The organism is Nocardiopsis sp. CC223A (genome assembly GCF_030766825.1).
GTDB lineage: Bacteria > Actinomycetota > Actinomycetes > Streptosporangiales > Streptosporangiaceae > Nocardiopsis.
On record NZ_JASFDV010000039.1, the window covers coordinates 1 to 25345 of the forward strand.

General features: G+C 73.8%; 22 protein-coding genes. 5 read left to right on the top strand and 17 right to left on the bottom strand.

Annotated elements, in window-relative coordinates:
• The 12 genes from QJS33_RS16815 to QJS33_RS16870 form a co-directional block, all read right to left on the bottom strand.
• Positions 1-798, bottom strand: coding sequence for an ABC transporter ATP-binding protein (locus QJS33_RS16815; RefSeq protein WP_306368935.1), 798 nt, complete (start codon positions 796-798; stop codon positions 1-3).
• A gap of 46 nt (positions 799-844) precedes the next feature.
• Positions 845-2083 carry an MFS transporter gene (locus QJS33_RS16820; protein ID WP_306368936.1) on the bottom strand — a complete coding sequence of 413 codons (1239 nt, stop codon included), beginning with the start codon at positions 2081-2083 and terminating at the stop codon, positions 845-847.
• Between the two features lie 9 nt (positions 2084-2092).
• The gene (locus tag QJS33_RS16825; RefSeq protein WP_306368937.1) at positions 2093-3025 is read right to left on the bottom strand and encodes a RimK family alpha-L-glutamate ligase; all 933 of its coding nucleotides are present in this window, start codon (positions 3023-3025) and stop codon (positions 2093-2095) included.
• A gap of 46 nt (positions 3026-3071) precedes the next feature.
• Positions 3072-4175 carry an iron ABC transporter permease gene (locus QJS33_RS16830; protein ID WP_306368938.1) on the bottom strand — a complete coding sequence of 368 codons (1104 nt, stop codon included), beginning with the start codon at positions 4173-4175 and terminating at the stop codon, positions 3072-3074.
• A gap of 85 nt (positions 4176-4260) precedes the next feature.
• Positions 4261-5292, bottom strand: a complete 1032-nt coding sequence (locus tag QJS33_RS16835; RefSeq protein WP_306368939.1) for an ABC transporter substrate-binding protein — start codon at positions 5290-5292, stop codon at positions 4261-4263.
• Positions 5293-5406: 114 nt separating this feature from the next.
• A complete protein-coding gene (locus tag QJS33_RS16840) occupies positions 5407-6450 on the bottom strand; it encodes a pyridoxal-phosphate dependent enzyme (RefSeq protein ID WP_306368940.1) in 1044 nt (347 codons plus the stop codon).
• A gap of 5 nt (positions 6451-6455) precedes the next feature.
• Positions 6456-7253, bottom strand: a complete 798-nt coding sequence (locus tag QJS33_RS16845) for a methyltransferase (protein WP_372339674.1) — start codon at positions 7251-7253, stop codon at positions 6456-6458.
• 628 nt (positions 7254-7881) lie between these two features.
• Positions 7882-8691 carry an ABC transporter ATP-binding protein gene (locus tag QJS33_RS16850; RefSeq protein ID WP_306368941.1) on the bottom strand — a complete coding sequence of 270 codons (810 nt, stop codon included), beginning with the start codon at positions 8689-8691 and terminating at the stop codon, positions 7882-7884.
• Positions 8688-9764 (bottom strand): iron chelate uptake ABC transporter family permease subunit, encoded by a 1077-nt coding sequence (locus QJS33_RS16855; RefSeq protein ID WP_306368942.1) that lies wholly within the window; start codon positions 9762-9764, stop codon positions 8688-8690. Before QJS33_RS16855 ends, QJS33_RS16850 begins: the two co-directional genes overlap by 4 nt.
• On the bottom strand, positions 9761-10780 hold the full coding sequence (locus QJS33_RS16860; RefSeq protein ID WP_306368943.1) for an iron ABC transporter permease: 1020 nt from the start codon (positions 10778-10780) through the stop codon (positions 9761-9763). The genes QJS33_RS16855 and QJS33_RS16860 overlap by 4 nt, the downstream gene beginning before the upstream one ends.
• A complete protein-coding gene (locus QJS33_RS16865; protein ID WP_306368944.1) occupies positions 10777-11823 on the bottom strand; it encodes an iron-siderophore ABC transporter substrate-binding protein in 1047 nt (348 codons plus the stop codon). The genes QJS33_RS16860 and QJS33_RS16865 overlap by 4 nt, the downstream gene beginning before the upstream one ends.
• 216 nt (positions 11824-12039) lie before the next feature.
• Positions 12040-12987, bottom strand: a complete 948-nt coding sequence (locus tag QJS33_RS16870; protein ID WP_306368945.1) for a CHRD domain-containing protein — start codon at positions 12985-12987, stop codon at positions 12040-12042.
• 303 nt (positions 12988-13290) lie between these two features.
• Between QJS33_RS16870 and QJS33_RS16875 the strand changes: the two genes are divergently transcribed.
• A complete protein-coding gene (locus QJS33_RS16875; protein ID WP_306368946.1) occupies positions 13291-13779 on the top strand; it encodes a hypothetical protein in 489 nt (162 codons plus the stop codon).
• A gap of 60 nt (positions 13780-13839) precedes the next feature.
• Positions 13840-14193: a zf-HC2 domain-containing protein gene (locus QJS33_RS16880; protein ID WP_306368947.1), complete on the top strand. Its 354-nt coding sequence runs from the start codon at positions 13840-13842 to the stop codon at positions 14191-14193.
• On the opposite strand, the gene QJS33_RS16885 is transcribed toward QJS33_RS16880, so the two are convergent.
• Positions 14181-14765 (bottom strand): sigma-70 family RNA polymerase sigma factor, encoded by a 585-nt coding sequence (locus tag QJS33_RS16885; RefSeq protein ID WP_306368948.1) that lies wholly within the window; start codon positions 14763-14765, stop codon positions 14181-14183. The genes QJS33_RS16880 and QJS33_RS16885 overlap by 13 nt on opposite strands.
• A 178-nt stretch (positions 14766-14943) precedes the next feature.
• Here QJS33_RS16885 and QJS33_RS16890 point away from each other — a divergent pair, with 178 nt between their 5' ends.
• Positions 14944-17016 (top strand): adenylate/guanylate cyclase domain-containing protein, encoded by a 2073-nt coding sequence (locus tag QJS33_RS16890; protein WP_306368949.1) that lies wholly within the window; start codon positions 14944-14946, stop codon positions 17014-17016.
• The gene (locus tag QJS33_RS16895; protein WP_306368950.1) at positions 17010-17705 is read left to right on the top strand and encodes a Crp/Fnr family transcriptional regulator; all 696 of its coding nucleotides are present in this window, start codon (positions 17010-17012) and stop codon (positions 17703-17705) included. The genes QJS33_RS16890 and QJS33_RS16895 overlap by 7 nt, the downstream gene beginning before the upstream one ends.
• Here QJS33_RS16895 and QJS33_RS16900 read toward each other — a convergent pair.
• Complete coding sequence (locus QJS33_RS16900; RefSeq protein WP_306368951.1) at positions 17656-18060, bottom strand: hypothetical protein; 405 nt, start codon at positions 18058-18060, stop codon at positions 17656-17658. The two genes, QJS33_RS16895 and QJS33_RS16900, sit on opposite strands and share 50 nt — an antisense overlap.
• Before the next feature lie 724 nt (positions 18061-18784).
• Here QJS33_RS16900 and QJS33_RS16905 point away from each other — a divergent pair.
• Positions 18785-19828, top strand: coding sequence for a putative PEP-binding protein (locus QJS33_RS16905; protein ID WP_306368952.1), 1044 nt, complete (start codon positions 18785-18787; stop codon positions 19826-19828).
• An 82-nt stretch (positions 19829-19910) separates the two neighbouring features.
• Here the strand turns inward: QJS33_RS16905 and QJS33_RS16910 are convergent, their stop codons facing one another.
• From QJS33_RS16910 to QJS33_RS16920, 3 genes are all read right to left on the bottom strand, one after another.
• Entirely contained in the window at positions 19911-23213 is a 3303-nt protein-coding gene (locus tag QJS33_RS16910) for a right-handed parallel beta-helix repeat-containing protein (RefSeq protein WP_306368953.1), read from the bottom strand.
• Positions 23214-23291: 78 nt separating this feature from the next.
• Complete coding sequence (locus QJS33_RS16915; protein WP_306368954.1) at positions 23292-24989, bottom strand: hypothetical protein; 1698 nt, start codon at positions 24987-24989, stop codon at positions 23292-23294.
• Positions 24986-25336: a hypothetical protein gene (locus QJS33_RS16920; RefSeq protein WP_306368955.1), complete on the bottom strand. Its 351-nt coding sequence runs from the start codon at positions 25334-25336 to the stop codon at positions 24986-24988. The genes QJS33_RS16915 and QJS33_RS16920 overlap by 4 nt, the downstream gene beginning before the upstream one ends.
• Between the last annotated feature and the right edge of the window lie 9 nt (positions 25337-25345).

The following is a 25345-nucleotide window of genomic DNA, read 5'->3' on the forward strand; positions in this document are numbered from 1 at the left end:
CTATGACGGACGCCGGTTCGCCGTGTGCGGTGAAGGGGCCTCCCCGTGCGGCCGGAACACCAGTTGCACGTGGTCCCCGTCCTCCAGGACGCGTACCGAGATCCGGTAGACGGGTTCGAGTACCTCGGGGGTCAGGACTTCGTTGGTGGGCCCGGCCTCGACCACCCGGCCCTGGTCGAGCAGCACCAGGCGGTCGCAGTAGCGCGCGGCCAGGTTGAGGTCGTGCAGCACGACGACCGTGGTGATGTCGAGAGCACTCACCAACTGGAGGATCTCGTGCTGATACCGGATGTCCAGGTGGTTGGTCGGTTCGTCCAGGAGCAGGTGGCCGGTCTGCTGGGTGAGCGCACGGGCGATGAGGGTGCGCTGCTTCTCGCCTCCGGACAGGGCGGCGAAGTTGCGGTCGGCCAGGTGGCGGATCCCGACCCGCCGCAGCGCGGCGGCGGCGATGCGGTGGTCGTCGGCGGTGTACGCCTGGAGCGAAGAGCGATGGGGGGACCGTCCGAGCAGGACCATCTCGGCGACGGTGACCGGTAGTTCCGGTGGCGCTTCCTGGGCCACCACCGCGATGCGCCGGGGCAGCTCGCGCCCGGACAGTGCGCCCACCGCCTCGTCGTCGACGAGCACCGCTCCGTGCCTCGGGGACAGCGCGGCGTACAGGATGCGCAACAGGGTCGTCTTCCCGCTGCCGTTCGGGCCGATGAGCCCGAGGACACGGCCGGAGTCGGCGCGGAGCCCGACCCCGGCGAGCACGGGGGTTCCGTCGTAGGCGAACGTCACGTCGGCTGCGCTGATCATGATGGGAGACTCTCATGGGGCGTTGGCGGTGAAAGGTCCGCGGCTGTCACAGGGAGGGCTCGGACCGTGTGACGGCCCGGGGGTCGGCGAGGCGTCGGGTACCCGGCACGGCCAGCGCGCCCAGCGCCGCGGCCACGGTCAGCAGTCCGCACACCAGCAGCACCGGGGCCTGGCCGACCGTGGTCAGTGCGAGGGGCAGCAGGATCAGGCCCAGCGGCGCGGCACCGTGGGAGACCATGAAGTCGAAGGAGAAGAGCCGGCCCATCCGCTCCGGCGGCACCTCCCTCTGGATGGCGCTGAACCAGGGGATGTTGAACGCCTCGATCCCGACCCCGCCGGCGAAGTAGGCGAGCAGCACCAGGGCCGCGCCCCACTCCGGCGATACCGATGGCACGGTGAGGGCCAGCGGTACCAGGCCGTAGAGGCCGAGCCCGAGGAAGGCGACGGTCCCCGGCCGGCTCGGAGTCCACCGCGACAACAGCAGCGCCCCGGCCACGGCCCCGGCGGAGTAACAGCCGAGCGCGATCCCGAGGAACGTGTCGCCGCCCAGTTCGCTCCGGCTGACCACGGGCAGGGTCAGCTGCTGCACCGCGAACCCGAGCGCCAGCCAGACCACCAGTGCGCAGAGTCCGGCGACGAACCAGCGGTGTCTGCCCACCTCGCGGAGCACCTCGGCGTAGTCGGCGAACGGGCGCCGCCGCGCGTCGTTGGACGGCGGCCGCTCGCCGCGCGGAAGGAGGAACGCCAGCCCTGCCGAGCCGAGCCAGAGCAGGCCGGCGGCCGCGAGCGTGACCGAGCCGCCGACCGTCGCGTAGAGAAGGGCCGCCAGGGTCGGCCCGCCGACCAGCATCAGCCGATTGCTCAGTGTGGACAGCGCGTTGGCCCGCTGCCGGTCCGGTTCGGCCACCACCTCCCCGATCAGGGCCTGGTACGCGCCGCGGAAGACGCCCTCGCCGATCCCGGCCACCAGGATCGCGGCGCAGATCGCCGGCACCGACACGGTGAACGCGGCGACCGACGCCAGGATCGCCGTTCCGCGCACGGCGCTCGCCACGGTGAGCACGGTACGGCGCGGGTGGCCGTCGGTGATCATGCCGCCGATGATCGCGCCGACGACGAAGCCCGCCGTGCGCGAGCCGAGCACGAGCCCGAGGACGGCGACCCCGCCCTGTGTGTCGAGCAGGAACAGGGTGAGCGCCACCGGGGTCAACGAGGTGGCCGTGCTGGAGGCCGTGTAGCTCAGCCAGGCCAGCCGGAACCGGCGGTCGTCCAGGATCGAGAGCATCGCGGCGCCTCAGACCGTGACCGAGGGGCGCCAGCCGGTGCGCGCCCCGTGGAAGTCGCTGGCCGCGGAGACCAGGAAGGAGGCCAGTTCCAGCAGAGGCACCGGGTCCATGTCCAGCTCTCGGAAGGTGGCGGTACAGGTGGGGCAGGTGTTGACCTCGTAGACCCGCAGTTCGCCGGTCCGCTCGTCGCGGGCGACGTCCACACCGGCGAACAACGCGTCCATCGCCTCCGCCGCCTGCTCGGCGATCACGCGCAGCTCCTCGGTGAGCTCGGCGCGGTGCCGGGTGTTGCCGGGGGCGTTGGATATCCAGGTGCCCTGGGGTGCGACCCGCGTCACCGCGGCCACCGCCTGGTAGTTGACGCACAACACGCGGATGTCGCGATGCCCCGCCGGGACGAAGGGCTGGACGTAGTACTGCTCGGGCGCGGGGTCGAGCGAGCGGGTGTACTCGCGTACCGACGCCTCGTCGGCCAGCCGGTACATCCCGCGACCGCGGGAGCTCATCAGCGGTTTGGTCACCACCGGGTATCCGCGCTCGGCGGTCCAGGACACCAGGGTCTCCTCGTCCCGGCCCCACAGCACCGGCAGGTGCCGCACGCCGGCGCGGTGCAGCAGCGCGGAGTTCAGGTACTTCGACTGCCCGCGCAACAGCGTCATCGCCGAGTTCACCACGGGTATCCCGGCGAGCCGTGCGGTCTCCAGCTGGTTCATGCCCAGGATCAGGTAGTCCTCGTAGACCCAGCCGAACATCAGGTCGGGCGCCAGTTCGACGCCGTCGACCAGGAAGCGGGTGCCGTCCGCGGTCACCTCGGTGACCAGTTCGTCGGGGTGCACCCGTCGGGCGTCGCCGCCCAGGCGGCGGATCTCGGTGAACAGGGCACGGTGGTCGTCGTCGTCATCGTCGTTGCCGAGCAGGACGATCAGCGGCGTTTCGGCCATTGTGGACAGAGCCTTCCTCGTGGGGGTGCGGCAGTGCGATACGGGATCAGGCCGCCGACCTCATTCGGCGTACCAGGAACAGCAGGAACGGCGCGCCCACCACGGCGGTGACGATGCCGATCGGCAGCTCGCGGGGGACGAACGCCATCCGGGCCACCACGTCGGCCCAGATCAGGAAGGACGCCCCGAGCAGCGCGGCGACCGGCAGCAACCGCCGGTGCACGCCGCCGACGCAGAGCCGGGCCACGTGCGGGACGACCAGGCCGACGAATCCGATGCCGCCGGACACCGCGACCGCGGCGCCCACGCACAGGGCGACCACCAGCAGCACCTGAACGCGCAGCCGGGCCGGCGGGCTGCCCAACGCGTGCGCGGTGTCGTCACCGAGGGTGAGCGCGTCCAGCTTCCGCGACCAGAGCAGCAGGATCGCCAACGCGAGCACCATCGCCGCCCCGGCGGTCGCCACCCCGGACCACTGGGCCCTGGCCAGCGAGCCGAGCAGCCAGAACAGCACGGCTCGGGCGCCTTCCGGCGTGTCCGAGGCGAAGATCAGGAAGCTGGTGGCGGCGTGGAGCACGTAGCCGACCGAGACGCCCGCGAGCAGCAGGCGCACCGACGTGATCTTTCCTCCGATGGTCGCGAGCGCGAACACCACGGCGGTCGCGACCATCGCGCCGACGAACGCGCTGCCGGTGAGCGAACTCGCGCCGATCGAGGCGCCGACACCGAACAGGATGGTGAGCGCGGCGCCGGTGGAGGCCCCGTAGGTCACGCCCAGCAGGTAGGGCTCTGCCAGCACGTTGCGCACCAGGGCCTGTAGCGCCGCCCCGGAGATCGCCAGTGCCGCCCCGACCGCGGCGGCCAGCAGTACCCGGGGTGTGCGCACCAACCAGACGATGCTGTCCTCGGAGGCGTCCCACGTCGCCTCCGGCGTGCCGAGGACGTGGCCGCCGATGATGCGCGCGACGATGTCGGGCGTGATCGAGACCGGGCCGAGCCCGATCGCCACCGGGATGCTGACCAGCAGCAGCACGGTGAGGCCGCCGACCCACAGCAGCGTCCGCCGGGTGCGTCGGCCGTGGTCGAGATCGTCGGGTGGCACGTCGCCACTTCCGCCGAGCGTGTCGTCCTGGTCTGCGGTCAACGTCATCGCGGTACCTCTTCGCCGGCCGCCGGGCGGGTGGCCGGCACGCTCGGTCGGCGCCGGCCACCCGTCCGTCGGTGGTCACGGTGTGTCATTCGTTGATCAGTTCGGCCAACTGCTCCAGGCCGTCGACCGCGAGCGTTCCGTGCCCCGAGTAGTAGAAGTCGAGCACCATCACCTCGCCGGCCTCGATCGCCGGGACCGAGCCGAGCTCCGATCGGCCGGTGAGCGTGTCGCGCACCTCCTGCTCGGAGGTGTCCCCCGGTTCGTACAGCGCGATCAGCCGTTCCGGGGCGGCGTCGATCAGGGCTTCGGTGTTCGGCTCGAAGTACCGTTCGTCGGTGTCCTCGAAGACGTTCGACAGGCCCGCGTACTCCATCTGCTGGTGGATCATGCCGCGTCGGCCGTACGCGCCGAGCCCGCTGTCCGGACCCGCGACGAACAGCGCGGCGGCCGTCCCCCCGGGCGGCGGCGACTGCTCGGCCTGCTGACGCACCGCGTCGACCCGGCCGCGCAGGTCGGTCACCGCCTGTTCGGCGGTCTCCTCGGTCCCCAGGACCTCGCCCAGGGTGGTGATGTCGTCGTAGACGCCCTCCAACGGGTCTTCGACGTCGGACTGCCCGGCGCCGAAGCCGCCGCAGTATCCGCTGATGATCAGCGTCGGGATGCCGGCGTCCGCGAGGTCCTCCGGGCCGAACTCGTTGAGCCCGTAGGTGACCACCAGGTCGGGCCCGGCACCGATGATCACCTCGCGGGAGATGTCGTCCGAACTCTGGATGGGGGCCTGCTCGGCCTCGCCGAGCGGACCTTCCGCGTCGCCGAGCGGCTCCCCGATCAGGGGGGAGAACGTACCGATCCGGTCCGTGCCGCCGGCGGCGTGCACCAGCGTCCCGGCCTCGCCGCCGATCACGTACAGGTTCTCCGGCGGCGCCTCGATGGTGACCTCACGGCCACAGTTCTGCACCGTCAGCGGGAATCCCTCGCTGCCCGCGCCGGCGGCCGTTTCGTCACCGCCGCCGCCACCGCCACCGCACGCCGTGACGGCGATGATCCCGGTGGCGGCCACGAGGGCGAGACCGGGACGCCGGACGGGGCGCCGCATGGAGTGCTGCTCATCCTGCATGGAAGGGGGATCCTTTCGGTCGATCAATGGTCACGACGGACACGCGGTGCCGTCGCCTCGGCGCTGGGCCGGGAGAGAGGGAAGAGGGAACGGCTCCGCCGACGGGGGCCGCGGTCAGGTCGATCTGCTCGGGGCGTGAGCGGGTACCGGCACGGCGTCGTGCGGGGAAGGTGAGGGGGCCACCCAGTCGGTGACGGACCAGGGCAGCGCGATCCCGTCGCTGTCGGCCACCTCGTGCGGTGCCAGACCGGCGATGCCGGGAACGTGCGCGTGCGCCGCGAACGCCGCGCGGACGTAGCGGTGACCGGTGTCCGGAGCGAGGAACACCACGGTGCGCCCCTGCGTGCGCCCGCGCTCCCACTCCGCGGCGAGGTAGGCCGCTCCGGCGGACAACCCGGCGAACACGCCGCTGTCCCTCAGCAGGGCCACCGCGCCGGCCCGCGCGTACTCGAACGAGACCCAGTGGATGCGGTCGTACAGCTCGTGGCGCACGTTGCGGAACTCGATCGAGCTGCCGATGCCCGCGATGATCATGTCCGGGTCGGCGGTGTGCCCGGCGTCGAAGGTGACGCTGCCGAACGGCTGGATGCCGATCAGCTGCACGTCCCGGCCCGCCGCCCGCAGATAGCAGGCCAGGGCGCCGGTCGAGGAGCCGGTTCCCACACCGCTGACGATGGTCAGCGGTCCGGTCGGCACCTCTCGGTCGAGCTGTTCGGCCACCTCGCGGTAGCCGACGTAGTGGATCGCGTCGTGGTACTGGCGCATCCAGTGGAAACCGGGGTTCTCCAGCAACAGCTTCCCGACCCGCTCGACCCGCCGGTTCTGGTCCAGCATCAGGTCGTCCGACGGCGGCATCTGTTCGAGGGTCGCGCCCAGGATCTCCAGCTGTACGCGCAACGTCTCGTCCACCGTGGTGGAACCCACGATGTGGCAGCGCATCCCGTACCGGTGACAGGCCAGTGCGAGGGCCAGCGCGTAGATGCCGCTCGAACTGTCCACCAGGGTGTCGCCGGGGCGCACCGCCTCCGTGGCCAGCAGATGCCGCACGGCGCCCAGGGCCGAGCGCACCTTCATCACCTCGAACCGCAGGCACACCAGGTCCGGGGCGAGCCGAATGCAGTCGGGATCGGCGATGGCGTCCGCGTAGTGCTCGTGCACCGCGCTCAACCCTTCCCGCCGGGACGGCCGTCCGAGCGGCGCAGGGCGAACAGGTAGGTCTGCACGTCGTCGCCGGGCCAGTCCTCGACGTGCACGACCTCGGCGTCGAACCCGGCCTGTAGCGCCAGCGCCACGATGTCGCGCAGCGGTGCGGTGTTCGACACGATCAGGTACACGACCCCGTCGGCGGCGAGCAGGTCCCGGGCCACCAACTGGTCGAAGAACCGGGCCGCGATGTCGCGGCCCAGGCACAGGTTGCGCACGATCTCCGGGTCGTCCGACAGCGGCAGTTCGATGGCAGGCGGGTTGAACGTCACGACGTCCACCTGCTCGCCGTCGGGGAACCCCTCCCACACGTCGGCCACGAGCGGGACCAGCGTCGGCCCGTCCGCGCCGACGATCCGCTCGTAGTGCCGGGCGGCGGTGCGCACACTCTCCGGGTGTACGTCCAGCGCGTAGACGATGCTCGCACCGCGAACGCCGGCCACCACGGCCTCCACGCCCAGACCCGCGCCCATCGCGGCGTAGCGCAGTCCGGCGACCGGCAGCGTCCCGTCGAGCAACCGGGTGTGCACCAGTCGACTGGTCTCACCCGGGTGGAACACCCCCGGCGGCAGCTCGAAGTCCCAGCCGTTCCAGGTGTAGGTGCGGTGCTCGTGGATGGCACGGCCGGGGTTGTTGATCGCCCGGATCTCATCGGCGGACAGCGTCTGAGGCAGCAGCCCGTGCAGCTCCCAGCCGGTGGCGGTGCCCGGTTGGACCGGTGCGCGGGTCCTGCTGGCCGCAGAGGACGGTCGATGCACGGTGTCTTCCCTTCGTTCGGTCACCGGGGCCGCTGACGGCCCGGTGAGCCTCGCGTTCACACGATCCGCCCCGTCGGCATCCGCACACGGGGCGGGTGGGCAATGAACAATGAAAACGATTATCAGTATTAGCACACGGGGCGCGGACAGTGAATGCACCCGTGGTCACGCCTGTGGCACGCTCCGTGTTCATGCCCGGTGGCCAGGGGTGATGGCCGCTTCCCCTCGGTTCAAGAACGCGCCTCTCCCGACGATGTGACGGTCTTCGCGGACCGGACGGGGTCACCGTGGTCCGTTTGGTCGAGGGTGTCCTGCCGAGCGCTGTGGCGGTCCGGGTTCGCTCTCGGCCTTGGAGGCCATGGCACGGGTCCACGCTGCCGACCCGGACCCGATGGTGATGCGCAGCCGGGCGGGGTCACCGCGGTCCGTTTGGTCGGGGGTGTCCTGCCGGACGCTGTGGTGGTCCGGGTTCGCTCTCGGCCTTGGAGGCCATGGCACGGGTCCACACCGCCGACCCGGACCCGACGGTGGTGCGCATCGAGTCCACGGACGCGATCCGCGACCTCACAAGAGCGCCGACCACGGGCATGCCCGCGCTCCCGCGCCCCGACCCCGCCGCGCGGGGGCGTCAGGTGGCGACGGTGCGGTGGGGCACGATGACCGGGGCGCCGGTGCGCGGGTCGGTCAGCACCGACGCCTCCACCGAGAACACCTCCCGCAGCAGCTCCTCGGTCACCACCTGCGCCGGCTCGCCCTGGGCGACCACCTCCCCGGCCCGCATCGCCACGATGTGGTGCGCGTACCGGCAGGCCAGGTTGAGGTCGTGCAGCACCATGACCACGGTGCTGCCCCGGTCCCGGTTGAGCGCGGCGACCAGTTCCAGCACGTCCAGCTGGTGGGCCATGTCCAGGTAGGTGGTGGGCTCGTCCAGCAGCAGCAGGTCGGTGCGCTGGGCGACCGCCATCGCGATCCACACCCGCTGGCGTTGCCCGCCCGACAGCTCGTCCACGTCGCGTTCGGCCAGCTCCAGGGTCCCGGTGGCGCGCAGCGCGTCCTCCACCGCCGCGGCGTCCTCCCCGCCCCACTGCCGCCACCAGCTCTGGTGCGGGTGGCGCCCGCGCGAGACCAGGTCGCGCACGGTGATCCCCTCCGGCGCCACCGGCGACTGCGGCAGCATCCCCAGCACCCGGGCGACCTCGCGCGAGGGCGTCCGGGCGATGTCCGCGCCGTCCAGCAGCACGGCGCCGCCGCGCGGCGCCAGCAACCGGGCCAGCCCGCGCAGGAACGTGGACTTGCCGCAGGCGTTGGCGCCCACCACCACGGTCACCCGCCCGTCGGGCACGTCCAGGGACAGCCCCGGCACGACGGTCCGGTCGCCGTAACCCAGGGACAGGTCGAGCGCGCGCAGGCGCGCGGGCCCGGGGTCGGTCGCGGTCATGCGGCACCTCTCGTTCCACGGCGTCGCTGTAGCAGGTACAGCAGGTAGGGCGCGCCGACCAGGGCGGTGAGCACGCCGACGGGCAACTGGACCGGCAGCGCGGTGCGCGCCGCCGTGTCGGCGGCCAGCACGATCAGCGCCCCGGTCAGGGCGGACAGCAGGGGCGGGATGTCGGGGACCCGGGCCAGCCGCCGGGCCACCTGCCCCGACACCAGGGCGACGAACGCGATCGGCCCGCCCGCCGAGGTCGCCAGGGCGGCCAGGCACACCGCCACCGCCAGCAGCGTTCCGCGGGCCCGGCCGGTGCGCACGCCCCAGCCGGTGGCCACGTCGTCCCCGAACAGCAGCGCCCGGTTGGTGTGCGCCAGCGCCAGCGCCGCCGGGATCAGCAGGGCGCACCCCGCCAGGACGGGGGCCGCCTCCGCCCACCCGCGGGCGTTGAGGCTGCCGGTGAGCCACACCGCCGAACGCTGCGCGTCGTGCACGTCGATGAGTGTCAGCAGGTACTGCGTCACCCCGGTGAGCGCCGCGGACAACCCGATGCCGACCAGCAGCAGCCGCCGCCCGCGCACCGCCCCGTCCCGGGCGAGCAGGGCGATCAGCCCGGCCGCGCCCAGCCCCCCGGCCAGCGCGGCCACCGGGATCGGCACCAGGCCGATCGGGCCGCCCAGCGAGCCGACGGCGATGACGCCCACCGCCGCGGCCGACGCCCCGGCGCTGACCCCCAGCACGTCGGGGCTGGCCAGCGGGTTGCGCAGCACGCTCTGGCCGATCCCGCCCGCGACGCCGAACGCCGCGCCCACCGCCAGGGCCAGAACGATGCGGGGCAGCCGCACCTCGTGCACGGCGTACAGGGTGTTCTCCGCACCGTGCCCCCGCAAGGCCTGCCACAGCTCCCCGGGCGGGGTGGCCCGGTCGCCCAGGCTCAGCGCGGCCAGGGTGGTGAGCACCAGCACCAGCAGCGTCCCCAGCACGGCGACGGCCACACGCGGCCGGGGCCGGGGCCGGGGCAGCCACCGCAGCGGCGAGCGCGCGGGCGCGGGGGAGGGCGAGGGGGAAAGGGTCGCGGTCACAGGGCACGCTCCTTGGCCCGCCGGGTCAGCCAGATCAGGAACGGGGTGCCCACCAGCGCCGTCACCACGCCCACCTGAACCTCGGAGGGGCGGGCGATCAGTCGGCCCACCACGTCCGCGGTCAACAGCAGCAGGGGCCCCAGCAGGGCGGCGCAGGCCAGCATGCGGCGCACGTCGGCGCCCACCAGGGCCCGCGCGAGGTGCGGGATCACCAGCCCGACGAACGCGATCGGCCCGGCCAGGGACACCGCGGTCCCCGACAGCAGCACGACCGCCGCCCCGGCCAGCAGCCGGGTGCGGGTCACCCGCACGCCCAGGGCCGCCGCGGTGTCGTCGCCCAGCGCCAGGGCGTTGAGCGCCCCGGACACCACCAGCGCCACCACGGCGCCCGCGACCCCGAAGGGCAGCGCGGCGGGCAGCATCACGGGGTCGGGCAGGCTCAGCGCGCCCACCACCCAGAACCGGTACTGGTCCATGGTCGAGGCGCTGACCAGCACCACCCCGGACACGATCGCGCCGAGGAACGCCGTGACGGCGGCCCCGGCCAGGGTCATGGTGACGGGCGTGAGACCCTCGGGCGAGCGCCGGGCGAAGGTGTACACGACGGCGGTGGCCGCCGCGGCCCCGGCCAGTGCCAGCAGCACCCGGGGCGTCCCCGCGCCCAGGCCCAGCAGGGCGCTCCCGGCGACGACGGCCACGGCCGCTCCGGCGGAGATGCCGAGCAGGCCCGGGTCGGCCAACGGGTTGCGGGTCACCGACTGGGCGAGCACCCCGGCAGCGCCCAGGCAGGCGCCCACGAACAGGCCCAGCAGCGACCGCGGGAAGCGCATCTCCCAGATGACGGTCCCGGCGACGCCGTCCCCTGCGGCCAGCCCGGCCAGGGTCTCGGCGGGGGTCAGGACACGGGTGCCCACGGCGATGCTCACCAGCGTGACCGCGGCGAGGGCGGCGAAAGCGGTGAGGAGCACGGCGGAGGTGCCCGCCGCGCCCCTCACCGCGGTGGGGGAGGTGCTCAACTCAGGTCGTCGGCGATCGCGGCCAGGTCGTCCAGGACCAGGTCGGCGCCGGTGACGCCCAGGCCCAGGTACCAGACCTCGTCGTCGATCTCGCGGACCACGCCGCCGTCGGCGACCGCGGGCACCCGGTCCCACAGGGGCCCGTCGACCACCGCGGCCTGCTCGGTGGCGTCGGGGTCGCCGTAGGTGCCCCACAGCACCCACTCGCCCTCGGCCAGGGTGATCTCCTCGGCGGAGATCTCCACCGCGAGTTCGTCGATGTCCTCGGCCTCGGGCCGGGGCAGCCCGGCGTCGGCGAGCACGGTGCCGATGAAGGATTCGTTGCCGTACAGGCGGATGCGCCCGGCCATGAACCGCAGCATCGTCACGGTCGGCGCCTGTCCGCCGTTGGCCGCCACGACGGACCCGCCGATCTCGTCCGCCCGCTCCTCGTAGGCGTCCAGCAGCTCCTGCGCCCTCTCCTCCTCGCCGAGGGCGGCGGCGTTGAGCAGGAAGTTCTCCTTCCAGATCAGGCCGGGGCGGGGCGCCAGGACGGTGGGGGCGATCTCCTGGAGGCGCTGCTTGAGCGCGTCGTCGTCGATCCGCAGGGTGGTGCCCAGGATGAGGTCGGGTTCGAGGTTCTTGATCTGCTCCAGGTCCAGCGCGTCGTAGGCGCCCAGGTCCACGGCCTCGCCCGCCTCCAGGTATCCGGGGGCGATGGCGGCGTCGGCCGGGTGGGCGATGCCCACGGGCTCGATCCCCAGGGAGAGCACGTTGTCCAGCTCGCCGGTGTCGAGCACGATGACGCGCTCGGGCTTGGCGGGGATCTCGGTCTCGCCGACCTCGCCGTTGGCGACGAGGTTGCGCACGGTGCGGGGGAACTCGCCGGGGGCGGCGTCGGTGCCCAGCTGCGCGGCGAGCTCGCGGACGTCGTCGAAGCCCTCCTGGCCGGTGGCGACGTTGGACCGGTTCGAGCCGGTGTCGGTGGGCTCGTCTGCGCCGCAACCGGTGAGCAGGAGCGCTCCGGCGGCGAGCGCCGCGGTGAGGGTGGTGATGCGATTCACGGAAAGACCTCGGGGTGTGAGCGGGCGGTTCGCGGCCCTCGTGGCTGGTGAGAGGGGTGGGGTTGGAGAGTCGAACCTCCGGAGATCGTACACCGGATTTAGGCAAGCCTAACCTTCACGAACATCCTTGTTCGTGCCCCCCGCCACACCTTTCGGGACGCACGGCCGCCCCGGCGCGGGCGGTGCGCCGGGGCGGTCCGGGGCGGTAGGGCGGGGTCAGAAGAGCTGGCCCCGGACGGCCCCGTCGGGGAACTCGCCCGTGTGCAGGTTCAGGTAGTAGTCGTGCGGGGCCGCGCTGATCCGCTCGGTGACCGCCGGGTCCACGTGGGCCACCGTGCCCGACACCGCGAACACCGTGGCGGGCAGCTCGCCGGCGAACAGCTCCACCGCCACGTCGCCGTTCTCGCCCGCCACCCCCCGGTGCAGGTGGCCGATGGTGGGCGGCGCCACGTTGGTCCACGCCGTCGAGAACGCGACCGTGTCGCCCTCGGGCCGGAAGAACCCGGAGGCGCGCCCGTCGGGGTCGCCCACCTGCGGCTTCTCCTCGGTGAACACCTCCTGGGCGCCGTCGGCCACCGCCACCAGCCCCGACCCCTCGATGATGCCCAGCACGTTGAGCCGCTGCCCCGACGGCGTCAGCTGCCCGCGGACCGCCCCGCCGGGGAACTCCTCGGTGTGCAGGTTGACGTAGAACCCGGCCGGGTCGGTCAGCAGTCGCAGGGCCAGGTCCTCGTCGGTGATCGTGGTCTGCCCGGCCACCGCGGTGACGGTCTCGGGCAGCGCGGTGTCGAAGAAGGTCAGCCGCACGTCCCCGTTCTCACCCGCGGCCCCCTGGTGGATGTGGCCCAGAGTGGGCGCCTGCGTGCCCTCCCAGTCCAAGGCGAACGTCACCCGGTCGCCCTTGACCGAGATGATCGCCCGGCCGTGCCCCTCGGGGTCGCCGACCGAGGGGCCGTCCTCGACGGGTACCTCCTCGGCGCCGCTGAGCTCGGCGGTGAAGAACACGGCCTGCTCGCCCTTGGTGGAGTTCAGCGCCGGGGTCTTGTTCCCGCCCCCCGCCGGGGCCGCCCCGTCCCCGTGGCCGCCGTGCTCGTCCGCGTGCGCGGTCCCGGCGGCGGCGATCATGGCGGCCGCGGCGGCGACCGCGAGAATTCGTGTGCGCATGGAGGTTTCCGTCCCCGTTCGTCTGCGTTCGGGCCGCCGCTCCGCGTGGGTGCGGCGGCGATCAGTGACGGATACGGCGGCCGGTCCCCGACGGTTCACCCGCTCCCTCCGCGAATCCGGGGTGAACCGCGGACGGTTCCCCCGCGTATCCGCGTGGGTGCGGCGGCGATCAGTGACGGATACGGCGGCCGGTCCCCGATGGTTCACCCGCTCCCTCCGCGAATCCGGGGTGAACCGCGGACGGTTCCCCCGCGTATCCGCATCCGAACGACGCACGACGAACACGACGGGGAGAACCTGACCATGCGCATCCGAGTGACCCTGGCGGCCGCCGGCACCCTGCTCGCCCTCACCGCCTGCTCCGCCGACGGCTCCGGCGGCGCGGCCGGAGACGGGGCCGAGGACGCGGCGCCCACCGCCCCGGCCCAGGCCGGACCGGTCGAGATCACCCTGGTGGAGAGCGAGGTCGGCACGGCCCTGGCCGACGCCGAGGGCCGTGTCCTCTACGGGTTCACCAAGGACAAGGACGCCGAGAGTGTCTGCGAGGCCGGCTGCATCGCCACCTGGCCCGCCCTGACCGGCGCCGACGGGGTCGAACTCGGGGAGGGGCTGGACGAGTCGCTGCTGGGCGCCACCGAGCGGACCGACGGCGTCACCCAGGTCGTCTACAACGACTGGCCGCTGTACTACTACGTCGGTGACGCGCTGCCGGAGGAGAGCAACGGCCAGGGTCTGGACGACGAGTGGTTCCTCGTCGCCCCGGACGGCACCCTCATCAAGGACGTTCCGTAACCCGCCGGGCCGCCGGTGCCCTCCGGACGGGGGTACCCGCGGCCCGGTCCGCGGTGGTACATGTACAACGGCAACGGTGACGGCCCCCGGATCCGGGCGGGAGAGACGATGTTCGAGGAAGGCTGCGGTGCGGACGCGGTCGGCGCCCACCTGCTCGGCGCCGGCATGCCGGGCGCCCTGGACCCCGGCGAGCGGGCCGCCGCCGAAGCCCACCTGGCCTCCTGCCCCTCCTGCCGGGACGAGGCGGGGGAGCTGGCGGTCGTCCCCCGAGCCCTCGCCGACCTGCCGCTGGACGCGTACCTGACGGACTTCCTGCTCACCCCCGGCCGGATGGGGGACCTCGCCCTCCGGGTACTGGAACGCGCGGCGGACGAGGACCCCGCGGCGGGCGGCCCCCGCGTTCAGCCCGGGTAGCCGCGGGCGATCAGCTTCTCCCGCAGGGCCCGCACCGCCTTGTGGGTGCGCGACTTGACCGTGCCCTCCGGGATGCCCAGGAGCTCTGCGGTCTCGTGGACGCTGAGCCCCAGGTAATGGACGTGCACCAGGATCTCCCGCTGCCTCGGGGGCAGGTCGCGCATGGCCTGCGCGACCACCTGGGCGTTGACCACCCGCTCCGACTCGTCGGCGATCGGCGCGTCCTGGGCGTCGCCCGGGGGGACCTCCGCCGGACGGACGCTGCGGGCCCGGTGGGCGTCGATGGCCAGCCGCCGCACCACCGTGAACAGCCACGGCCGCAGCCTCCCGGGGTCGGCGTCCAGGTTCTCCCGACCGCGCCAGGCGCGCAGGACGGCCTCCTGGACCAGGTCCTCGGCCCGGTGCAGGTCCCGGTCCACCAGGGTCAGGGTGTACCGCAGCAGGACGGGGCCGTGCAGGTCGCACACGGCGCGTACGAACTCCGCGCCGGGCGCGGGCGCCCCCGCCCCGCGGGGGGCGGCGTCCACGGTCGCGGTCGCTGTCGCTCGCTGCGGTTCGGTGATCGTCGTCATGGCGGTTCGCGGCTCCGGATTCCGGGTGACGTGTCGGGTGGACGTCAGCCATGAAACCGGTCGCGTACTAAGGTGTCTGCGTACTCTTCTACACAAGGCGCCCGCTTCACCCGATGTGTCGCACCGCACACCGCGGGCCGGGGCGCCCGCCCCTCCCGGAGCGACAGAGATCCCCTCCATGGCTGAGACCCCCCTCCCGGTCCGCACCCCACCGCCCGGGCCCCCGCGCTCGGCCCGCCCGGTGCGCTTCCTCGTCTGGTTCCTGCACCTGGCCGCGCCCCTGGCCGGCCTGTGGCTGCTGCTGGCGCGCCCGCACCTGGACGTGGAGTGGCACCACAACCCGAGCCACTTCTGGCTGGTGCTGGTCGTGTCCCTGCTCAACGTGGCCATGGGCCTGTGGATGGGGGTGGCCGCCCGCCGCCGCGACGACGGCCGCCTGTTCCTGGTGTCGCTGGCGTTCCTGTCGTCGGCCGGGTTCCTGGCCGTCCACGCGCTGCTCACCCCCGGCATGATCACCGCCGACGCCGGGATCGGCTTCGACCTGTCCCACCCGGTGGGGCTGGTCATCGCCTCCGTTTTCGCGTTCGCGTCCTCCCTGGACCTGACGGCCGAGCGCGGCGCGCGGGTCATCCGGTTCGAGCGCCTGCTGTGGATCCTGCTCGTGGCCCTGATGGTCGCCTGGACCGTCGCCGGACTGCTGGAGATCCCGCCCCTGCACCTGCCCGCCCAACAGCGCGACGTCGAGGGTGTGATGGTGCCGATCGCGGCCGCCTCGGCCCTGCTGTACATCGTCGCCGCGGTCCGCTACTTCCTCATGTTCCGGCGCTCGGCCTCCGCCGTGCTGCTCAGCCTGGTCACGGCGTTCGTGCTGCTGGCCGAGGCGATGGTCACGGTCATCCTCGCCGACAAGTGGCACCTGTCCTGGTGGCACTGGCACGTGCTGCTGGTGGCGGCGTTCGGGTTCATCGCCTACAGCGCCTACGTCCAGTACCGGCGCGAGGGCGCCACCGCCGGGGTGTTCGACGCGATCGTGCTGGAGGAGACCGCCCGCCGCATCCGCGCCGAGTACGAGGAGGCCATCGAGGAGTTCGTGGCCCTGCTCGGCGAGGGGGAGCGGGGCGACACCGCGCCCAAGGGGGCCGACTTCGCCGCGTTCGCGGAGCGCTTCCGGCTCTCGGAGGGGCAGGTCGCCGTGGTCGAGCGGGCCGCCGCCGCCCTGGCCGCCGAACGCGACACCTCCCGGCGCCTGGCGGCGCTGGCCGAGGTCGCCCGCCGCACCCGGGTCGGCGACCAGGACGAGGACGCGTTCGTGCGGTCGGTGCTGGAGGCCGTCCGCCCCGCCTACGGCGACGTGAACGTGGGCCTGGCCTCCGACGGGCGGGTCCGCATCGAGGACCGCGTCTACCCGGTCGACCCCCGCCCGCAGGCCGGGACCGTGTTCGAGGGCCGGTCGGTGCGCCCCCTGGTGGTGCGCGGCGGGACGGCGGGCATCCTGGAGGGTCCGCTCCAGGGGCGGGAGGACGACCCCGCGTCCCTGGCGGCCCTGGCCGGACAGCTGTCCATCTCCCTGGAGAACGTCCGGCTCTACCGCGAGCTGGGCACCCTGTTCCGCCAGTACATGTCGCCGGACGTGGCCGCCTCCCTGCTGGCCGACCCCGACCAGGCGGCGCTGGGCGGCCGGGTCGTGGAGGTGAGCGCCCTCTTCGCGGACCTGCGCGGGTTCACGACCTTCTCCGAGGCGGTGGAGCCCGCCGAGATCGTGCGCATGCTCAACCGCTACCACGGCGCCGCCGTCCCGGCGATCCTCTCCGACGGCGGCACCATCGTGCAGTTCGTCGGCGACGCCCTGCTGGCCCTGTTCAACGCCCCCGCCCGCCAGGCCGACCACGAGGTCCGGGCGGTGCGGGCCGCGCTGGCCATGCGCGACGCCTCCGAGCGCATCGCGGACCAGAACCCCGGCTGGCCCCGGTTCCGCATCGGCGTCAACACCGGGCCCGCCCTGGTGGGCAACATCGGCAGCGAGCAGCTGCGCGGCTTCAACGCCATGGGCGACGCCGTCAACGTGGCCGCCCGGCTGCAATCACTGGCCGAACCGGGCCGGGTGGTGGTCGGCGACGCCACGCTCCGGGGGCTGGGGGAGGGCGTCCGCTCCCGTTCCCTGGGCGACCTGCCGGTCAAGGGCAGACAGGGCACGGTGACGGCGCACGAGATCCTCTCCCTGGGCGACGGAACGGCGGTGCACCCGTGGTGAACGACGAGGACCGTGCCGTGGAGCGGACCGAGTTCTGGCACCAGCTCACCGAGGAGGAGCGTGCGGACCTGCGTGTCTCGGGCGCGCTGCGCCGCTGGTCGCGCCGGGAGATCCTCTTCCACGAGGGCGGGGCCTCCGACCAGGTGCTGATCGTGCTCACCGGGCGGTGCAAGGTGTCCTCCCACACCGCGGGCGGAACCGAGGCGGTGCTGGCGGTGCGCGGGCCGGGGACCCTGGTCGGGGAGCTGGGCGTCATCGACGGCAGCCCCCGGTCGGCGACCGTGCAGGCCCTGGACGACCTGACCGCGCTGGCCCTGACCCCGGACCGGTTCGAGGCCTACCTGCGGCGGTGGCCGCGGGTGTCGCTGCTCCTGCTGCGCATGGTCACCTCCCGGCTGCGCGACGCCGACCGCAAGCGGGTCGAGTTCGGCGCCCTGGACGCGGGGCGCCGCGTGGCCTCGCGCCTGGTGGAGCTGGCCGAGAAGTTCGGCCGCACCGAGGAGGGCGACGACGTGCGCCTGGACCTGCCGGTGTCCCAGGACGAGCTGGCGTCCTGGACGGGGGTGTCGCGGGCGGCGGTCAACAAGGCCCTGTCCCTGCTGCGCGCCCGCGGGTGGATCAGCACCGGCCGGATGAGCATCACCCTGCACGACGTCGCCGCCCTGCGCGGCTACGCCGAGGACGCCTGACCGGCACGGGTGCGCACCGCCCCGTCGCCGCCGATGGCGGGCGGGGCGGAAGGCCGACCGGGTCCACCCGGCCCACCCGGTCGTAGCCGTGTCCGAGCATGGACAGCGGCACCGGGCGCACGATCCCCCACAGGGGCGAGCGCGGCCAGGTGCCCGGGGCCTGCTGCGGCGGCCCCCGGAACGCGTACTCCTCGGCCGCGCACCGCAACGGGACCGGTGCGAGGCGGACCGCGATCCCGGCGAGGAGCAGGGGCTCCGGCCGCGGCACGGAGGCGTCGGCGGGCGGGTCGAGCAGGAAGGCGCCCCGGTACACGATCGCGTAGAGCGGTACGAGACCCTGTACGCGAAGCCGCACGTCACCAACCGGGTGCAGTCGGCGATCCGGGTGCTCGGACTGATCGCCCGCACCCCGGAGGACGGCGCGACGCGCTGACGGCCCGTCCGGGTGGGACACGGCGGGCCCCCGGACCCCGGTCCCGATCAGAGCACGTCCCACTCAGAGCACGTCCCACTCCCGGGTCGACCGCACCGGGCGCCCGGCCGTGTGCCGGAGCGCCGTGCCCGCAGGGGTTCCGCTCCCGGCCGGCCCCTGTTGCGCGAGCGTGGAACACCTTGACGGCACATGCAGAACATTCATAAAATCAACTGAACCAAAAGTAAACGGATACATTCCAACATCCACATGGTGGAGGGGCGCCCGGGAACCCGCGGTGCGCCGCCTCGCGGTGCGCGGTCCCCGCCCCGGAACCACCACCCCCCATGGGCCTTCCCCTGCTCCGGAGAGGCCGTCCCGCCGTGCTCGCCGGTATCCCCGGCACCTCGACGGGGCGCCCGAACCGGGTCGCGGCGGACCCCCGGCGCCGGCGGTCGCTCCCGAGCGCCGGGCGGCCTCGCCCGGCCGGCGCCCCCGCACCGCCGTTCTCCCCCTCGTCCCGGCGGGCGGGCGGCGCCGACCCCGCTCCAGCGACCCCCGACCACGCCCGGGCCCCGCCGGGCCCTTCGCCGTGCGTGCGACCGCCCCACCCCCCTCGGGCCCAGGCCGTCCCCCGGGCCCCGACACGTCGTCCCCTGGAGAGAACGTGGCACATATCGCCTCCCCCCTTCCGGCCGGCCACGCCCCGACGCCGACGGGATCGGTCCTCGAACCGGCACCCGACGCCGGGGACACGGCGGTCCGGCTGCTCCTCGACGTCAGCGGGGAGGCCCTGGAGTCGACCGCGGTCGACGAAGGCGACGGCGTGGGGCTGCTCCGCACCGAGTTCCTGTTCCGCGACCGCGCGGAGCCGCCCACGCGGGACGAGCAGACCGCCGCCTACGCCGGGATGTTCGCGGCGGTCCCGGGACGCCCCCTCACGGTGCGCGTGCTCAATCCCGGTGCGGGCGGTCCGGTGCCCGCGCGGCCGCGGCACCGGGCGGGCACCCGGTCCGCGGGACACCGGGACGGCGGTACCGTCCACCTGTGCCGGGAACTGCTGGTGGACCAGCTCGCCGCCATCGCCGCGGCGGCCAGGGAGACCGGGGCCGACGTCGGGGTGATGGCGCCGATGGTGTCCACACCCGGGGAGGCGGGGGAGTTCGCCGACCTCGCCCGTGCCCAGGGCGTGACCCGTGCCGGGGTGATGATCCAGGTCCCGGCGGCTGCCCTGCTCGCCGACCGGCTGCTGTACGAGGTGGACTTCGTGACGGTCTGCGCCACCGACCTCGCCCGGTACACGATGGCCGTCGACCGGGCGGCGGACTTCCCCCCGGGCCTCCTGGACCCCTGGCAGCCCGCCCTGCTGTCGCTGATCGGCGCGGTCGGGCTCGCGGGCCGGAGCCTGCACGTTCCGGTGGGGGTGTGCGGGGACGCCGTCACCGATCCGCTGCTGGCCCTGGTGCTGGTGGGCCTGGGGGCCACCGGTCTCTCGATGGCCGCCCCGGCCCTGCCCGCGGTGCGCGATGCCCTGAGCCGCCACACCCCCGGGGAATGCCGGCGCCTGGCAGGCCTGGCCCTGGGGGCCGGCTCGGCCCGTGCCCGACAGGCGGTCCGGGCGGCCGCCCGGACCGCGGCCGCGGGTGCCCGATCCCGCGGTTCAACGGCCGGGGGACGGACCGTGACGGGGGGACCGCGCCACGCCCGCTGACCGGCCCCGCGGTGCTCCCACCGCCCGCCCGCCACCGGACCGCGCCGTCCCGGCACGGGATCCGCGGACGGCGGCACCCCCGTCACGGGATGTCGGCCGGCAGCAGCGAGGTGAAGTCCTCCCGCGTCGGGGAGCCGCCCACCTCCATCAGGCGTCCGGCCTGCCGGGTGATCATGCGCTCCAGGATCTGGCGCGCGTAGCGCGCGTTGCCGAACGACGCGTTCCGCTCCACCGTCGAGAAGTGCCGCCGCAGCGCCGCCCGGGTGTCCGGGACGCACTCGTACCCCGAGGAGGCGGCCATCCGCGCGACGATGGTGACCAGTTCCTCGTCGCTGTAGGACGGGAACTCCACCCGGTGGTTGAACCGGGAGGCCAGGCCGGGGTTGGAGTCCATGAAGCGGTCCATCTCCGTCGGGTACCCGGCGACGATGACGGCGACCTCGTCGCGGTGGTCCTCCATCAGCTTGAGCAGGGTGTCCACGGCCTCCTGCCCGAAGTCGTTGCCCTCCCCGCGCGGGGTCAGGGTGTACGCCTCGTCGACGAAGAGGACGCCGCCCCGGGCACGCTCGAACACCTCCGCCGTGAGCTGCGCGGTGTGGCCGATGTAGCGGCCGACGAGGTCGGAGCGGGCGGCCTCCACCACGTGGTCGGCCGGCAGCACGCCCAGGGCGTGCAGCAGGCGGCCGTAGAGCCGCGCCACCGTGGTCTTACCGGTACCGGGAGGGCCGGTGAACACCAGGTGGTGGCTCATCGGCGACACCGGAAGGCCCATGGACCGCCGCTGCTCCGCCATGAGCAGCAGGTTGGTGAGGTCGTTGACGGTGTCCTTCACCTGCCCCAGCCCCACCAGGGCGTCCAGCTCCCCGCGCAGGTCGATGATCTGCTGCCGGCGGTCGTCCGCGGTGGGGGGAGCGTCCGCCGCCGCTCCCAGGTCCTCCGGGAGCAGCAGGCTGAAGGAATCGGGGTCCTCGTGCGACGAGGAGCCGAGCCGGGCCGCCTGCCGGTCGATCATCTCCTCGAACAGCTTGCGGGCCTCGCGGGCGTTGCCGAAGGTCGGCCCCTTCGGGATCTGCGCGAAGTGCCGCAGCACCGCCTCCTCGGTCTCCGGGGCCAGCCGGTAGCTGTTCCCCTCGCAGAGCCCGCGGACGATCTCCACCAGTTCGGCGTCCTCGTAGTTGAGGAACTCGATGGTCTTGCTGAACCGCGAGGCCAGCCCGGGGTTCGCGGCCAGGAACCGCTCCATGTCGTCGGTGTAGCCCGCCACGATGACGGCGACCTCGTCCCGGTGGTCCTCCATGAGCTTCACCAGGGTGTCGATGGCCTCCCGCCCGAAGTCGGGACCCTTGCCCGAGTCGCCTCCGCTGGACAGGGTGTACGCCTCGTCGATGAACAGCACGCCGCCCTTGGCGCTCTCGAACACCTCGGTGGTCTTGATGGCCGTACCGCCGACGTACTGGGAGACGAGGTCCGCGCGGGCGACCTCCACCACGTGGCCGTACTTGAGCACGCCCAGCTCGGAGAGGACGCGCCCGTACAGGCGGGCGACCGTGGTCTTGCCCGTGCCCGGCGCGCCCCCGAAGACGAGGTGGCGGCTCATCGGCGGTGTCGGCAGGCCCATCTCCGCCCGGCGCTGCGCCATTCGGTTCCGGGTCATCAGTGTGCGGACCTCGTGCTTGACGTTGGCGAGACCGATCAGGCCGTCCAGCTCCGCGAGCGGACCCGCCCCCTCCTCCCCGGCCCCGGCCTCGTCCTCGTCGTCGAGCGGCGCGAGCGGTACCGCGGTGCCCGCCGTCTCCCCGTAGGCGTCGGGGGAGCCGTTCCCCTGGCTGTACAGGTCCTCGGTGCGGGCGTTCTCGCTGGCCACGGTCTGGCGCAGACCCGAGCGGCCGTTGTCGCGCACCGTGCAGTTCTCCACCACCACCTCCTCCGCGGAGTGGACCAGGACGCCGTCCGTCCGGTTCCCGAACACCTCGCAGCGCCGCAGGACGGCGCTCGCGTTCGCGGCCACCAGCACGCCGTTGCGCCGGCCCTCGCGCACCCGGGACCTGAGCACGGTGGCGCGGCCTCCCCCCTGGACCGAGACGCCGTCGCCCGAGGACTCCGCGATCTCGCAGTCCCGCACGTCGGCCTCGCCCCCCGAGCCCACGATCACGCCCGCGTCCCGGCTCTGGACGATCCGCGCGCCCTCCAGCTCGACCCGGCCCCCCTCGTGCACGGCCACGGAAGCGTTCTTGGTGCGTTCGAAGGTCATCTCCTCCAACCTGCCCCGGGCGGAGCCCTCCAGGAGCACCCCGTGGCCGCCGGTGTCCTCCACCGCCATCCCCCGCAGGAACGGCGCTCCCCCCGTGACGACGATGCCGTGCCCGCGGGTCTCGCGCACGGTCCCGCGGTCGAACTCCGCCACGCTGTCCCCGGCCAGCAGGAGTCCTCCGCCGCCGCTCACGGTCAACTGGAGGAAGGTGGTCGAGGCCCGGCCGCCCGAGCGCAGCGCGTCCCCGCCCGCCTCCTCCACCGCGCACGAGTCGAACAGGCCCTGCGCGCGTTCGGTGACATGGATCCCGGTGCCCTTGGCCCTGACCACGCGGAGGCCGCTCACCTGGGGGTCGCAGCCGGCGCGGACCAGCACGCCGTCGCCCCCGGTCTCCTCGACGACGCAGTCCTCCACCACCGGGCGCGCCTGGCTGGAGAGCGCGATCCCCTCCTTCTCCGTGCGGTGCACGCGAAGCCGCCGCAGGGTGGTGGCCGCCCCGTCCTCCAGGGCCACACCGGGCTTGCCCGTGGCCGTGATCTCGCAGTCCTCCAGCGTGCCGCCCGCGCCCCCGCTCGCGAACAGCCCGTTGCCCCCGGCGTCCCGGAGCACGCTGGAGCGCACCCACGGCCGCCCCTGCTCACCGATCACCAGGGCACTGGTCTTGACGTCCTCGACCACACAGTCCTCGATGGTCGTGCTCCCGGCGGACACGACGACCACGCCCGCCCCCTCGGAACAGCAGACGCGGCTGTCCCGCATGGCGAGCCCGCCGCCGCCCCTGACGGCGACGGCGGCCCACGCCGTCCCGTAGACCTCGCAGCCCGCCATCTCGACCTCTCCGGCGGGCACGTCCACGGCGGGGCGCTCCTCGTCCCGGCAGCGCAGCACGAGGCCGTCGAGCTTGACCGCCTCGGCCCCGGAGAGCACCGTGCTGCCCGAAGCGCTGGTGATCTCCACGCTTCCGCGTCCGTCGCGCGCCACCAGGGTGACGACCTCGCGCAGGACGAGGTTCTCCTCGTAACGCCCCGGCGCGATGGTGATGACCGCATCGCCGACCGCCGCGTCCAGAGCGGACGTGATCGTGTCGTGCGCTCCCTGGACGTCGGGGTTGACGGTGAGGAGCTGCCTGCTCATCGGTTGCCTTCCTTGTGTTCTGCGGGCTGTGGCCGCGAAGGCGGGAGGGCGGCCGGGGCCGCCCTCCCGCGGGGGATGTCAGGAGCAGTCGGCGCGCATGGCCGAAGCGGCCACGTGGGCGTTCTGGTGCTCGTCGTCGGGGAACGGGTCTCCGCCCGCGTTGGTGAGGCGCACCGTGAACACCTCCGAGGGGGACACGAAGCCCGTCACCTGGACCCACCCGCCCCGCACCTGGGACTGGTCGAACCCGAAGACGGCGACCGCCGCGTCCTCGGTGCGGTCCCCGGGGTGGAGCCGGTAGCGGGCCTCCCCGGACGCGACCCACAGCGGGCTCTCGTCGTCGGGGACGTGGACGTAGATCTCGCAGACCGCGCCCTGCCTGCCGGGGGTGAACGTCCAGGAGGCGGACTGGTGGTCGCCCCGCTCGGGGTCGCCCGACACGGGGACCGCGTCGTAGGACCCCTGGCAGCCCTCCTGGTCGTAGCCGCCGGGGCGCGTCGCCCAGCTCGCCGAGCCCTCGGCGCTCTCCCACCTGCCCTCGCCGGTGTAGGAGGCCCCCTCCGAACCCGCGCAGCCGGGGCCGGCGAGTGCGATGTAGCGGTCCTCCACGGCGACGGTCCGTTCGGTGGCGTCCTGGAGGATCGAGGAGGACTCCGGGGGGTCGGACCCGGTCAGCGGGGGTTCGGGGGGAGCGTCCTCGGCGGAGAAGGCCGTGCCGTCCGGAGAACCGGTGCCCTCCGGGGAGCCGGTGCCGTCCGGGGAGCCGGTGCCGTCGGCGTCCGCCCCCTCCGACGCGCCCGTGCCTTCTGACGTGTCCGTGCCCTCCGACGCGCCCGTGCCCTCTGATGCGTCCGTGCCCTCGGACGCGTCCGACGCGGCGGCGGTGTCCGCGGTGTCCTCCGGTGCCGTGTCGCCGGTCTGCGACCCGGTGTCCTCGGGGGGCTGCGACCCCGCGCTGGAATCGGTCCCCTCAGGTGCGGTGTCGGCATCCCCGGACCCGGCGCCGGTGTCCTGGGTCCCTTGTGCGCCCTGGGCTTCCGTGTCGGCGGTCCCGACCCCTTCGGCGGTCCCCTCCGGAGCGCCGTCCCCGGCAGCCCCCTCGGTCCCGCCCGCCTCGTCCCCGTCCGGGCCCTCCTGGGCGGCCGGCGCGGAGGTCTCGACCGATCCGTTGCCCCCGACGGTCCCCGGGTCCGGCAGGGAGGGGTCGGCGCTCCCCGAGCGCACCTCCGGAACGAATCCCGGATCGGCGGCGCTCTCGGTCACGGGCGAGCCGTTGCCCCCCTCCGGGACCCCGGCGGCGCTGTCCGCCGTCACCTGCGACGACCGCCCCTCGCTCTGCCCGCCGACCGCGTCCGTCAGGAGGGTCTGCTGGGACGCGGTGTCCAGACCCACCGTCGACGCGCCCGTGGTCACGGCGAAGGGCGCGATGACCAGGAGCGCCCCCGCGATGGCGGCACCGGCCAGCACGGGCGCCCCCGGCCGGTCCAGGGCGGGTCCGGCCTGCTCCTCGTCCCGCGCGCCGCTCCCCACGACCCCGCCCAGGGTCCGGGGCGGCTCCGGTTCGGCGACCGCTTCCGCTTCCGCTTCCGCGCCAGCGGGCTCCGGACGGTGCTCCACCTCGGGCAGCGCGTCCGCCGCCGCACCGGGATCCGGCCGCTCGGGGGCCTGCTCCGACAGGGCGGTACGGAACGCGTGGGCGGTGTCCTGCCCCGCGGCTTCCCGGGAGGCGTCCTCGGAACCGACGGGGCCGATCCCGTCCGCGGCGGGCCCGGTCACCGCCTGCCTCCGTGGGTACGCGGGTCGAACGAACCGGACACGTCGACGTTCACGCCCTCGGCGTTGGTGAAGTTCCGTGCGGTCTGGAGCGTTCCGTCGGCGGCCTGGCGCTGGGCTATGGCGATGTAGCGGAGCAGTTCCCACAGGAAGATCTCGGCCACGCCGAGGATCTCCTGCATCTGCTTCGAGTAGTCCCCCTTCTCACCCCAGGGCACCCCCAGGGCATCGCGGCCGGTGCGCGCGTGGGTCACGATCTGGTCCGTGTAGTCGGCGGCCTCGTAGATCCGCCTACCGTCCTGGTTGATCCCGTCGGGGTTGACGGAGAGGTGGTCACCCGGTCCGGACATCGTCCTCCT